Origin of the sequence: Aquimarina sp. BL5 (assembly GCF_003443675.1) — a bacterium.
Classification (GTDB): domain Bacteria; phylum Bacteroidota; class Bacteroidia; order Flavobacteriales; family Flavobacteriaceae; genus Aquimarina.
Genome location: NZ_CP031963.1, coordinates 2,231,457 through 2,244,570, shown reverse-complemented (window position 1 = coordinate 2,244,570; position 13,114 = coordinate 2,231,457). Strand labels below are relative to the sequence as shown.

Below are 13,114 nucleotides of genomic sequence, written 5' to 3'. Positions count from 1 at the left end.
GTATGATCAAAGTCATAGATAATGATCTCATCATTACTAAATGTAATATATAAAACCTGAAATCTTTTTGTTTTCTAAACCGTCATAGAAAATAATTGCGTATTGGGTTTGTTTTTTTGCAGTCGTAAGTCAAAAGCCATACAGATATTACGAACAAAGGGTCGTCCTTTTTCAGTCACTTTAATATAGTGGTTGGTAATTTCTACTAAACCATCATTTTCCATTTCTCTTAAGCGTGCAGATACATCTGCTAATTCATCAAAATGAAGAGGGTTTATACTCCAATCGGTCTTAAAATGACACATAAGATTTAAGATATGTTGCCTGATGATTTCATCTTCTTTAGTTAGTATATGACCTCTGTATACGGGAATGATGCCTTCATTAACTAAATTTTGATATTCTTCTATACCCTTAACATTTTGGGCAAAACCATACCAACTATCACTAATAGAAGACACACCTAAACCGATCATCATATTAGTTTTAGAAACCGTATATCCCATAAAATTACGATGTAAACTTTTATTTTTCATTGATTTATATAACGAGTCACTTTTCAGTGCAAAATGATCCATCCCAATTTCTACATAACCAACTTTGGATAATAGTTCTTTACCTATTTCATACTGTTTTCGTTTTTGTTCCCCTGTTGGAAGATCAGACTCATTAAATCCACGTTGACCGTTTCCTTTTTGCCAAGGAACATGTGCATAGCTATAAAATGCTAAGCGATCAGGTAATAGTTCTTTAGTTTTCTGTATGGTGTGAATAACTGCTTCTTCGGTCTGAAAAGGTAATCCGAATATAATGTCGTGACCAATAGAAGTATAACCGATTTCTCTGGCAATCTCTGTAACATGTTTTACATTCTCGAATGGTTGTACTCTATGAATTGCTTTCTGAACAGTTTCATTATAATCTTGTACACCAAAACTCACTCTTCTGAAACCTACATCATATAACGCTTGTAGGTGTTCTCGAGTGGTGTTATTTGGATGTCCTTCAAAACTAAATTCACAGGCTGAAGCCGATTTTGCGGACCAGAATAACCCTTTAATCAAGAATGCTAAATTTTCTGGAGAAAAAAATGTAGGTGTTCCACCACCTAAATGCAATTCCTTGATTTTTGGTCTGGTTTCGAATAAATTAAGATATAATTGCCATTCTTTTAGCAGAGCATTGATATATGGTATTTCTACATGATGTATTTTAGTAATTCGCTTATTACATCCACAAAAAGTACACATGCTTTCACAAAAAGGTAAGTGAATATATAAGCTGATTCCTTCTGAGTCATTACTTTGAATAAAAGATTTCTGAACTGATTGTGTCCAATTTCTTAACGAAAATGTACTATTATCCCAATATGGAACTGTAGGGTAACTCGTGTATCTAGGTCCTGGAACGTTATATTTATCTACTAAATTAGAATTCATTCTATTAGTTTTATTGGGTTTTTATTCGTGTAATACTAAAAAGGGGATTCTGGTATGATAACTTATCTTTTCTACGGTTGGATGAAATAAGATTCTTTGGAAAAAGTTGAGGTTTTTGGCAACCATAGTAATCATACCAATATCTCTACTTTCTGTAAAGCACTGTACTGCTTGCTCTATATTTGGATTGGACAAAAAATGAAAACTATGTTCTTCATTTTCTCCTAAGTAATCATTAAGAAAATCTTTATTTTTTTTTTGTAGCTCTGAAAGTTCTTTCTCTTTTTTGGAAATATGTAATATTCTTAGTGCCGCATGATTTAAGTTGAGTACTTCAGTAATCGTATTCAATACCTTATTCCTGTAAAAGATGTTATAATCCGTTGGAAAAGCAATCTCATTAATGTTATTGTATTTTGCTTTTTCAGGAATTACAAGTACAGGACATTTAACTTTCGTAATAACATCACCTGTATTACTGCCTATTGTTTTTTCTTTTAATCCAGAAGCACCTTTGGTACCCATTACTATGAAGTCTATATTTTTCTCCTCGACATGTTTTCTAATAGTATCTACAAAAAAGATATGCTCGTATATGGTAAAGAAACGATGCTTCGTATTTAATGGTAATTTTTGGATTTTTTTTAGCAATAATTGCATTTGCTCTTTATCACTGCGAGTAGCTTTTTCGAGAACGTGATCTTTGGATTCGAAAAAAGAATCACTTCCTATCACTTCCTGATATGGAGAGACATGCAACAAATGGAAATTACATTTTACTTTTTTAAAAAACGACAAAGCGTAAGTAATTGAATTCCATGAGTTTTCCGAAAAATCTGTCGGAATAAGGATATTCTTCATCTTTAATACTTTCTAATGCAACAAATGTATTAGGATGTATTTATGAAAAGTATGACAAAAATCAGTTTAGATATTTTATTCTACTAGTTGAAGCCCTGGCAAATCCAAAATTTTAATATTACGTCCTTCAATTTCAATAAGTCGGTCTTTTTTAAAGGTAGATAGTGTACGGATTAAACTTTCTGTAGCGATACCGGCAACACTAGCCAGATCATTTCTGGATATTTTAATACTATCTTCTGGTTTTTTATTTAATACTTGAGCAAATTGCAAAATGGTTTGAGCCGTTTTTTTTCGTACGGAACTATATGCCATTTGTAATAACTGCTCTTTTATTTCAGAAAGATTATCACTCAGCAATTCCATGAGTTCTAAGGAAATGTTTTTACTTTTTTCTAATATATCCTTTAGATCTATTTTTGATACACCTGCAAGTTCAGTGTCTTCCACTGCGGTAGCTGATTCTTGATAAGGTGTATTGTCTGTAAATGATGTAAAACCTAAAAAATCATCTTCTTTAAAGAGAGCGGTAATAAGTTCTTTACCATTCTCATCCATCTTATGTGTCTTTACCACACCTTTTAGAATCAAATAGATTTTATTAGAATGATCTCCTTCCTTAAAAATAGAATCACCTTTCTTACATTGAGAGATATCTCCGTGATCGTCAAAAAAGTTTTTAAGCTCATTCAGATTTCTTAAACCATTTTCTGAATTCTCCTTTGGTACTTGAACTTGTTCCTGTAATATTTTAGAAATTATCTGAGCTTTTGCTAAACGACTTTCTATGGCACTCAGTAGTTCATCTTCTTCAAATGGTTTAGTCAGATAATCATCAGCACCTAAATCCATTCCTTTTCGTATTTCCTTGTGTTCTGTTTTAGCAGACACGAAAATAAAGGGTATTTGGTTCGTATTAGTATCATGAGATAATGCCTCCAAAACTCCATAACCATCAACTTCTGGCATCATAATATCACAGACGATGATATCAGGCTTTTCTTCTTTTGCTTTAGTAATACCTATTTTCCCGTTAGGAGATGTAATCACATTATAGTCTGATAGCTCCAGCAGCTCTGCTGTGTTTTCTCTAAGAGCAGTATCATCCTCTATTAATAAAACGGTTTTTATCATTAGTTAAGATTGTTTTGCTACAGGTATTTGTACTGTAAAGGTCGAGCCTTGGTTTTCTTTACTTGTAAAAGTAATATTACCGCCCAGATTTTCCAAATGACTTTTTACGATATTCAACCCGATTCCAGTACCTTGATCTAATAAAGCGTTTTCTGCTCTAAAATATCGATTAAAGATGAATTGTTGTTCTTTTTCCGGAATACCAATTCCTTGATCAATGATATGAAATGTAAGAAGGTCATTCTCAAAAACTACCTGAAGGTCAATCTCAGTATTCTCTCCAGAATATTTTATCGCATTTCGGATTAGATTGGTTAATACCAATTCTAATATTTTCTCATCAAAATCAATGATGTGCTCATCAATATCCTGAGGATATTTTATTCTTTGTCCATCTTTAAGCAACATATTTGCATCATATATCACTTCATTAATTACTTTACTCAAAGGAAAGGTAGCGAACTTATATTTTACCTTGCCACTTTCCAGACGTTCTACAGACAAGAAATCATTAAGAATGTTATCAAGATATTTTACTTTATTTTTTATAGTAGCAAGATGTTTATCTCTCTTTTCTTGCTGCTCTTCCTTAGTGTATTTTCCGATCAATGTTGTTGAGGTAAGAATTCCACTTAAGGGTGTCTTAAACTCGTGAGATACCAGAGAGAGAAACTTGGTTTTTAGTTCATTTAGTTGCTGTTCTTTTTTTAAGGCTTCTTTTGTAACCGCTTCTGCTTTTTCACGAAGCTTTATCTCTTCTTCTAGTTCCTTTATTGTAGTGTAAAGTTCTTGCGTTCGTTTTTTTATTTTTTGCTCTAGTTCAGTATTTAATTCTTGAATTTTTACTTCCTGTTCTTTACGCAATGTAATATCGCTTATTAAAGCCATTACATAAGAGTTATCATAAATTTCAAAAGGGTTTAATCCCACTTCAACCGGAAATTTGTTGCCATTTTTTCGCACACCAAAAAGATCACGTCCTAGTCCCATTTTCCTTTTTCCACTATCTGCTATAAATTTATCTACATATCCACCGTGTGTGTTGTGATGTTTTTTTGGAATTAAAATAGTCAACTCTTTGCCAACTAATTCATTTTTTTCATACCCAAAGATGTTATTTGCAGATTCATTAGTAGCAACAATTATTTGATCCTTATTCACTACAATTATTCCTTCTGAAATAGCTTCAGAAAGTATTCTGAAAATATTGTTGTTTTTTTCGAAAACTTTCATTCTTCAAAAGTAACAATTTTGTCCTGTTATAGTAGCTGATTTTTATCATAAAAAAGGTTGGAACTACTTATTAAATTTATCCCATAAACCAATAAATTTTGTAGAAAATGGATACAACAGAAAATATAGGGATTACATTTTACCAAAATTTAGGCAAACTATTTTATGCTATAGCAGCAGCTGATAAAGTAGTACGAACATCTGAATATGTATCTTTAAGAAACCTCGTAAAATCAGAATGGCTAGCTGTTGATGATCTGGAAGATGAGTTTGGTGCAGATGCTGCTTTCCAGATCGAAATCGTTTTTGATTGGTTAGATTATTCAGCACTCGAGGCAGAAGCTAGTTTTAATGAGTTTTCTTCTTTCTATAATAATCATAAATCACTTTTTACGGATAGAATTAAACAATTGATTTGGAATACTTCTAATAGTATTGCCAATGCTTTTTCTGGTAAAAATAAGTCCGAATTAATGATGCTCGGAAGACTTCACATAATTCTTAATAAATGATCTTTAATAATATAAAATCTAAGAACTGACTTTTGTCATATTTTAACAACCGTAGCATCTCTAATTTTACTTCAAATTAAAAAACAAACTACTATGACACTATACGCAAAAATGAATGCTGATTTTTCTGAAAACTATATAGGATACTCTGCTCTGGCAATCATAGCATCGACCTGTTTAGGTTCCATCGCCATTATGACTACTTTGTTTGATGGGAATGGTTTTTTACAAATGTTTCTGGTTTTTCTAACAGTTACGGTATGTAGTGCGCATAATGCTGCTATATTAACCGTTCAGAAACCTAAATTGGTATTAGATCTTCTGATTACAAGTTTAGTGGTAAATAGTTTGATAATTATTGGGAACGGCTTGTTTTAATATTTTACATATTGATTATTTACAAGGGCGAGTTTCTATAAAAGAAACTCGCTTTTTTTTACTTCTTAACTGATTGATATCATATTTTTTGAGTACCCTCAAAACTACCTTTATAAAAAGCAAAAAATCATAATATGAAAACCCTAATCATTAGTGTTGCTGTCATAAGTTTGATGGCGTGTAATACTAGAACTCAAATAAAAGAAAACCCAAAAAAAGATGTTATAGAGCGTGAACAGCTTCTTGATCAAAATACAGATAGTACCCAATATTTCTCAGAAGAAACGCTAGAACTAAATCAGGAAAAAACAAAATCCATAAAGGTAGAACGTCTTATTACTACGGAAGATGACAAGAATAAATTACAAGAGCTGGTAATTGCTAAAAAGTTATATAAGGAAGAGGATTTCTATATTTTGAACTATAAATATCCTTATCTCAATGAAGAAATGGATGTTGATAATGTTCAGTTTAATGATTTCATAGCAGAAAATTACTTGAATATAGAAGCTACAGAAAATGAGATTTTAGAAGATAAAGTAATATTCTGTGATTCTCTCGGGATCGGGAGATGTATGGATAAAAGAATAATTGATTATAAAGTATATGCTGTGAAAAGTAACCTTATCAGTGTACTGCTTTATAAAGAAAACTATTATTCAGGAATGAAGCATTCTACGTATATGTTCGAGTGTCTAAACTTTGATCTCAATAATCATAAATTCATTTATTACAATGATTTTTTTATCAATAATTCGGAAAAAGAATTACTTACAACTATAAATAAAACAATAACCAATAGTATAAATTCTGGAGAATTGTATTATGAATGTTGGGAGTTATCAGAAGAAGATTTTAAGGTGTATAAAAACAATTTTGTGGTTAATGATGATACTGTAGAATTCTATTTTGATGATTGTATTATTTGCCCTTCATATACCGGAACTTATTCTATCGAAATTCCAATTAAAGAGATAATGCACCTTATTAAAAAATATAATGATCAACCATTAATAGGATAACAATGAATACTAAAAATTCAGAAAAGAGTTATGTTCTTTTTTTGGTAGTATATATCCTTATGATATTAACAGGATTCATATTACCTTTTTTTTCGGATCCGGACTATTTGATATCGGAAAATACCTTAAGTGAATTAGGAGCTCAAAATACACCAAATAACTGGATAATGAATTTTGTTTTTATCCTATTGGGTTTTATAACTTTTATCAACGGTTTCAAAGTTGTGGGAAAGCATCGTGTTCAAATATTCGCTCTTTTTATTTTTTGCCTTTCTTTCGTTTTAACAGGAATATTTATGCACGCACCTATCGATCGTGGAGTGGTTTACGATTCGTTTCAGAATGAAATGCACTCTGTTTTTTCAACAATAACAGGAATTTCATTTTGTACCTACTGTTTAGTCGTTAGTTTTATTATTAGATGGAGGTATCAAAAAATAATGGCCATATCTGTTGGGATTATAGCTTTAATCGTATCCTATTTAATGATTGTACATTCTGATTATAGAGGATTGTACCAGCGAGGTATATTTATAATGGCTTTTGGATGGATCCTATATTCTTTCAAATTCTATGAATATGTTTTTACAAAAAAAGAGTATTTTCAACTTATAAATAGAAACGGAAAATGAAATAAGCCATAAAATATGGATTATACCAATTGATATGATTAATTGGTGATTTCATCCTTACACTGAATTGAGTCGAAGTGGGATCCTTAAAAAACAATAAATTATAAATAGATGAAAGATAGCTTTAGCAATATTATTGATTCCGAAACACCGGTACTAGTAGATTTTTATGCAGATTGGTGTGGTCCTTGTAAAATGTTAGGGCCAATTCTGAAAGAGGTGAAAGAAGAGCTAGGTACTGCCATAAAAATTGTAAAAATTGATGTTGATAAAAATCAACCTTTAGCAGCTAAATATCAGGTAAGAGGAGTGCCAACTATGCTTTTGTTTAAAGAAGGAAAGCAGCTCTGGAGACAATCTGGTGTTTTGCAAAAACATGATATTATTGGAGTCATAAATTCTCATAAATAGCTATGGATCTTAATAGATATATTGATCACACCATTCTAAAAGCAACTGCCACGGTAGAGGATATAAAGAAGTTATGTAAAGAAGCAAAGAAGTATAATTTCTATTCGGTATGCGTCAATGGTGCATATGTTGGTCTGGCTTACAGTGAATTAATGAAAACTGATGTAAAAATAGCAGCTGTAGTAGGGTTTCCATTAGGCGCAATGACTATTAAGGCTAAAGTATTTGAAGCAAAACAATGTATTGAAGAAGGAGCAAATGAAATAGACATGGTTCTTAATATAGGATTACTCAAATCAGGTTATCACAAAATTGTTCAGGATGAGATTGCTGCGATTAAAAGAGCTGTTGGGGATACTATATTAAAAGTCATTTTTGAAAATTGTTATCTTACTAATGAAGAAAAGAAAATTGCTTGCCAATTATCCATTGATGCGGGAGCAGACTTTATAAAAACTTCTACAGGTTTTGGAACAGAGGGAGCTACTGTAGAAGATATAAAGTTAATGAGAGATATGGTTCAGGATAAGATAAAAATAAAAGCTTCTGGTGGGATTAGAGACATAGAAACTGCCGAAAGATATATTAATATGGGTGTTTCCCGACTTGGAACCTCTTCAGGAGTAGCTTTGGTAACTTCAAAATAAAATCAGATGAGTACACATATCGCAGCAAAAAGAGGTGAGATAGCAGAAACTGTTTTATTACCCGGAGATCCTCTGAGGGCAAAGTGGATTGCTGAAACATTTTTAGAAGATTCGGTATGCTATAATAAGGTTCGCGGAATGCTGGGATATACTGGTAGTTATCGTGGGAAGAGAGTTTCTGTGCAAGGAACAGGAATGGGTATTCCGTCTTCATTGATTTATTGTCATGAATTGATTAATGATTTTGGTGCGCAAAATTTGATTAGGGTAGGTTCTTCTGGATCTTATCAGAAAGATGTTAAGCTTAGAGATATTGTGATTGCTATGGCTGCTTCTTCAACTTCTGGGATTAATAACTCTAGATTTATCAATGCAGATTATTCTCCCACCGCTAATTTTGAACTATTTATGAAAGCTGCTTTATATGCTCGGGAACATAATATTCCTATTAAGGCAGGAAACGTTTTATCTGCAGATGAATTTTATGAAGATGACTTTGACTCTTATAAAAAATGGGCAGCATTTGGAGTGCTTTGTGTAGAAATGGAAGCTGCAGGTTTATACACGATTGCAGCAAAATTCAATGTGAAAGCGTTAGCAATTCTCACCATTTCTGACTCTCTTGTTACTGGAGAAAGAACTACTTCCGAAGAAAGAGAAACTACCTTCAGTAAAATGATAGAAATAGCGTTGGGAACTTTATAAAATGAACCGACAGTTCTAGTTTTGTTAAGGTAAGACCGTTATAAAAAATAAGCCGTCTGAAAGGATAATTTTCAGACGACTCCATACAAACTTAACTTTAATATATATATAATCTAAGATCTTAGATCTTAAATGTAATTACAGGTTTATTAGAGTGATTAGCAATATCCTCTCCAATACTTCCATTAAAAAAGTGTGATAATCCTCTTCTGCCATGAGTTGGTATTGCAATAACATCTGCGTTTATTTTTTGACAATAGTTAAAAATACCATTCTCTACAGAATAATCATTCTGAACTACTACTTTATCAAAATTTTCTAAATTGCCTGAATCTGCTTTGAAAAGAAATTCTTTTACTCGCTCTTCAATTTGATTAGAATTCCTAAATCGATCACCTGGTAGATTTACATACACCATATGTACGGTAGCATTAAATAAAGTGAATAATCGATTGGCGTTATGATACGCACGGATATTTTCCATTTTAAAATCACAGGCAAACACTACTTCTTTTAAATCGAATTCATCAATCTGATTTTTGATTACCAAAACTGGGATATCAGAAGTACGAACTACTTTTTCTGTATTAGAGCCAACAAACACCTCACTTAATCCACTACTACCGTGAGACCCCATCACAATAAGATCTATTTCATTTTCATTAGCTACTTCATTTAATTCACTAAATACTTTATAGTTCTGTACAGTTTCTGTGATTTTAATGCCTTTCAGATATTCTTTATCTAAGAATGTCTTAAATCTTTTTTCTGCTAGTTTTAAATAATAAATAGCCTCCGCAGCTTCTTGAGCTTCATCTTTGGTAAGAATAGCTTCTGATAAGCCAAGCATATGTAATACAATGATTTCTGCGTGTTGCTTTCTTGCAATATCAGCGGCAACTTGTAATGCATATTCTGAGTATTCAGAAAAGTCAATTGGGACGAGGATTTTTTTCATGATTAATTGTTTTTACAAAATCAAAATTAGAAGATGTTCAGAGTAATTAATATGATAATTGTCATTGAATTTGTTTTTTAGTATTTTGAGTAGGATATTGTTGTAAACAAATCCAATCTATAAAATAAATGGATAAACCTTTGTAACTATGCTTAAACATTATAAAATCTCAGTAAAAGGGAAAGTCCAGGGAGTGTGGTATCGAAAAAGTACTTTAGAAAAAGCACTGGAATTAAATATAAAAGGAATAGTGAAAAATCAATCAGATGGTAGTGTTTACATTGAAGCAGAAGGAAATGAAAATCAGCTCAAAATATTTTTAGAATGGTGTACCCAAGGACCAAAGTTTGCTGAGGTGAGTGATGTTTCTAAAGAAGAAGATGTTCCTTTATTTTATAAGTTTTTTGAGATCTTATATTAATTTCTAGTTACTGTTGCAAGATGTTCTGTTTAAATAGTGCAGATTGTAACTTTTGTTACCGAAACAGATAATAACTTTTTCTACCTTTAATATTTAAAACTCTTTAGGTTATTTGATACATTATAAAAAAGAGTTGTTTTAGTGATACGTTATAGAAGTATGATGTTATCTCTGCTGTAAACTAGATGCTATGGAAATATATATCAATTCATTCATAAATGCTTTTAAAAATAATGTACAATGGACTTGGAATTCTATAGTACTAGAAGTTCCATGGTACACAAATTATTTCTGGGGATTGATTATAATTTCATTATTAGTTTGGGTATTGGAAGTAACATTTCCTTGGAGAAAAGAGCAATCTACTTTCAGAAAAGATTTTTGGTTAGATGGATTTTATATGTTTTTCAATTTTTTTGTTTTTGCTATTGTTATAGGTGGTTTTTATGAGTTGTTAGGGGTGTTTTTTGGTGATCTAGGAATTTCTACTAAAAGTTTAACGATTATCGATATATCAGCTTTACCAAAATGGATCCAATTAGTTGTCTTTTTTATCATATTAGACTTTGTACAATGGTTTACGCATGTGTTATTGCATAAATATCCATTTCTTTGGACGTTTCATAAAATTCATCATTCAGTGAAGGAAATGGGATTTGCAGCGCATCTTCGTTATCATTGGATGGAAAATATATTCTATAAACCCTTAAAAACCATTGGAGTAATGATTCTAGGTGGTTTTGAGCCGGAACAAGCCTATATAGTACATTTTTTGGCGATAGCAATAGGCCATTTTAATCATGCTAATATTAAAATTACTTGGGGACCACTGAAGTATATTCTCAACAATCCGGTGATGCATTTATATCATCATTCTTATATTTTGCCCAAAGGTTCTTATGGTGTTAATTTTGGGATTAGTTTGAGTCTCTGGGATTATATTTTCAAAACTAATTATATACCCGAAGATAGTGGTACCATTGAAATTGGTTTTCCGGGTGATGAAAAAATACCTAAAAGTTTTTTGGGTCAACTTACCTACGGTTTTGGAAAAACGAAAAAGGATGTATAACATAAAGGAGGTAGGGCATTTGAGGAACACCAGGACTAACTCGGAAAAGTTGATGATTATCATAGGAAAGAAATTACAACCATTCTACTTTTGATAAAACCGAAAAAATGGAAATTCTAAAACTTACCGATAAGAATATTCAAGACGAGCATATTTGTTGTGCTATAAGTGACAAAAAATGTCAGAATGGATATGAGAAGAAAAAAGAGTGGCTGAAGAAAGAATTTAAAAATGGCTACAACTTTCAAAAGGTTGATGTTAGAGGAAAAGTATTTATCGAATATGTTCCAATAGAAAGTTCTTGGCTTCCATTAATCGGAAAAAATTTTATGGTTATAAATTGCTTTTGGGTTTCTGGACAATTCAAGAGAAAAGGTAATGGAAAAAAGTTGTTGGAACAATGTTTAGCCGACTCTAAAGAAATGGATGGAATTATTGCAGTTTCTAGCGATAAGAAAAGGCCTTTTATGACTGACCCAAAATTTCTTAAACACCAAGGATTTGAAATTATTGACGAGGCAAAACCTTATTTTAAACTTTGGGGATTAAAAACTAATTATAATGCTGAGTTTCCAAAATTTATGGAAAGCGCAAAGTCAGGAAATTGTCCGAATAAAAATGGAATCACAGCATACTATTCCAATACGTGTCCATTCACGGAATTTTACACGAATGAATCACTTAGAGAATATGCGAAAAAGAAAAATATTCCTTTAGAAATTATCAAGATTAAATCTCAAGAAGATGGACTAAAAATGCCAATCCCGTGGATCATAAATAGTGTTTTTTACAAAGGAGAATTAGTGAGTTTAGAAATGAAAGTAGAAAGACATTTGGAAAAGCTAATTGAATAAAGACGTGCTCTAACAATTTAATTCTAGTCTACTTGATTTGCAAAAATCCAGGATTATTTACTATTGGGCTTTATCTTCTAAATTAGATGTATACAACACGCAATTAATCTTATGAAAACTAGTTGAAATTTCTTGATAAAAACAGAAACAGGTAAGCGTAAACCTACCTGTTTCCTACAAAGAAATTAATTTTATTTTTCGATACGATTACCTTCAATGTTCCATTTATTACTAAATATCGAAAATCAGGTTATTTTCCTGAAAAAATATAGTCAATTTCTCTGTTTCAGTTGCAACTGTTTTACAACAAGAACAACTTATTTTTTAACTAATCCTTATACTAAAGAATTAGTAATTAACTACCATATAAAAGTAGTTCGTTTGATGATCATAAAATATGATATTTATCAGTTTTTTGAAATCCTTACTTACATATAAGGCTTCATTTCTTGTTTTCTTTTCTTGAGTTGCCTTTCCAGGTCACTAAGAGTTTCTTTGACAGCCATCTCATAATTTTTTTCATTAGAGGTAGCGTATATTTTAGGACCAGGAAGACTTAATTCTATATCACAAATTTTTCCGCTTCCTTTCGGGTCTTTTTCTTTTTTAAAAAATACATCCGATTTGATAATCCAATCATACTTTTTATATAATTTCTCTAATTTTTCCTGTACATAACCTTCCATGTATTCGCTTGTTGGCATTTGTACGAATTGAATGTTTATTGTCATTATTATAGCATTTTAAATCTATCTCAAAAATAGGAACTCTCTTTATTTTTAAATATGATAAATATCATTCCGAAACATTGTGTTTTCAATGTAATTTGAACAAA

Annotated in this window: 16 protein-coding genes; 10 read left to right on the top strand and 6 right to left on the bottom strand. The window is 31.3% G+C overall.

Annotated features, from left to right (window positions below):
- Positions 1-74: 74 nt before the first annotated feature.
- From hemN to D1818_RS09620, 4 genes are all read right to left on the bottom strand, one after another.
- On the bottom strand, positions 75-1,439 hold the full coding sequence (gene hemN, locus D1818_RS09635) for an oxygen-independent coproporphyrinogen III oxidase (protein ID WP_118458387.1): 1,365 nt from the start codon (positions 1,437-1,439) through the stop codon (positions 75-77).
- 21 nt (positions 1,440-1,460) lie between these two features.
- Positions 1,461-2,300: a universal stress protein gene (locus tag D1818_RS09630; protein ID WP_118458385.1), complete on the bottom strand. Its 840-nt coding sequence runs from the start codon at positions 2,298-2,300 to the stop codon at positions 1,461-1,463.
- A 75-nt stretch (positions 2,301-2,375) separates the two neighbouring features.
- Positions 2,376-3,431, bottom strand: coding sequence for a response regulator (locus D1818_RS09625; protein WP_118463633.1), 1,056 nt, complete (start codon positions 3,429-3,431; stop codon positions 2,376-2,378).
- A 6-nt stretch (positions 3,432-3,437) separates the two neighbouring features.
- Complete coding sequence (locus tag D1818_RS09620) at positions 3,438-4,667, bottom strand: PAS domain-containing sensor histidine kinase (RefSeq protein WP_118458383.1); 1,230 nt, start codon at positions 4,665-4,667, stop codon at positions 3,438-3,440.
- 107 nt (positions 4,668-4,774) lie between these two features.
- Between D1818_RS09620 and D1818_RS09615 the strand changes: the two genes are divergently transcribed.
- From D1818_RS09615 to deoD, 7 genes are all read left to right on the top strand, one after another.
- The gene (locus D1818_RS09615; protein ID WP_118458381.1) at positions 4,775-5,179 is read left to right on the top strand and encodes a hypothetical protein; all 405 of its coding nucleotides are present in this window, start codon (positions 4,775-4,777) and stop codon (positions 5,177-5,179) included.
- Positions 5,180-5,272: 93 nt separating this feature from the next.
- On the top strand, positions 5,273-5,557 hold the full coding sequence (locus D1818_RS09610; RefSeq protein ID WP_118458379.1) for a hypothetical protein: 285 nt from the start codon (positions 5,273-5,275) through the stop codon (positions 5,555-5,557).
- A 134-nt stretch (positions 5,558-5,691) separates the two neighbouring features.
- Positions 5,692-6,579, top strand: a complete 888-nt coding sequence (locus D1818_RS09605) for an RsiV family protein (RefSeq protein ID WP_118458377.1) — start codon at positions 5,692-5,694, stop codon at positions 6,577-6,579.
- Between the two features lie 2 nt (positions 6,580-6,581).
- Positions 6,582-7,211, top strand: coding sequence for a DUF998 domain-containing protein (locus D1818_RS09600; protein ID WP_118458374.1), 630 nt, complete (start codon positions 6,582-6,584; stop codon positions 7,209-7,211).
- A gap of 111 nt (positions 7,212-7,322) precedes the next feature.
- Positions 7,323-7,622 (top strand): thioredoxin, encoded by a 300-nt coding sequence (gene trxA / locus D1818_RS09595; RefSeq protein ID WP_118458372.1) that lies wholly within the window; start codon positions 7,323-7,325, stop codon positions 7,620-7,622.
- A 2-nt stretch (positions 7,623-7,624) separates the two neighbouring features.
- Complete coding sequence (gene deoC, locus D1818_RS09590) at positions 7,625-8,269, top strand: deoxyribose-phosphate aldolase (protein ID WP_118458370.1); 645 nt, start codon at positions 7,625-7,627, stop codon at positions 8,267-8,269.
- 6 nt (positions 8,270-8,275) lie between these two features.
- Positions 8,276-8,974, top strand: coding sequence for a purine-nucleoside phosphorylase (gene deoD / locus D1818_RS09585; RefSeq protein ID WP_118458368.1), 699 nt, complete (start codon positions 8,276-8,278; stop codon positions 8,972-8,974).
- 121 nt (positions 8,975-9,095) lie between these two features.
- On the opposite strand, the gene D1818_RS09580 is transcribed toward deoD, so the two are convergent.
- Positions 9,096-9,932: a universal stress protein gene (locus tag D1818_RS09580; protein WP_118458367.1), complete on the bottom strand. Its 837-nt coding sequence runs from the start codon at positions 9,930-9,932 to the stop codon at positions 9,096-9,098.
- A gap of 148 nt (positions 9,933-10,080) precedes the next feature.
- Here D1818_RS09580 and D1818_RS09575 point away from each other — a divergent pair, with 148 nt between their 5' ends.
- The 3 genes from D1818_RS09575 (at position 10,081) to D1818_RS09565 (ending at position 12,279) form a co-directional block, all read left to right on the top strand.
- On the top strand, positions 10,081-10,353 hold the full coding sequence (locus D1818_RS09575) for an acylphosphatase (RefSeq protein WP_118458365.1): 273 nt from the start codon (positions 10,081-10,083) through the stop codon (positions 10,351-10,353).
- 190 nt (positions 10,354-10,543) lie between these two features.
- Complete coding sequence (locus tag D1818_RS09570; protein WP_118458362.1) at positions 10,544-11,425, top strand: sterol desaturase family protein; 882 nt, start codon at positions 10,544-10,546, stop codon at positions 11,423-11,425.
- Between the two features lie 107 nt (positions 11,426-11,532).
- On the top strand, positions 11,533-12,279 hold the full coding sequence (locus D1818_RS09565) for a YoaP domain-containing protein (RefSeq protein WP_118458360.1): 747 nt from the start codon (positions 11,533-11,535) through the stop codon (positions 12,277-12,279).
- Positions 12,280-12,707: 428 nt separating this feature from the next.
- On the opposite strand, the gene hpf is transcribed toward D1818_RS09565, so the two are convergent.
- Complete coding sequence (hpf, locus tag D1818_RS09560) at positions 12,708-13,010, bottom strand: ribosome hibernation-promoting factor, HPF/YfiA family (RefSeq protein ID WP_118458358.1); 303 nt, start codon at positions 13,008-13,010, stop codon at positions 12,708-12,710.
- Positions 13,011-13,114: the final 104 nt, after the last annotated feature.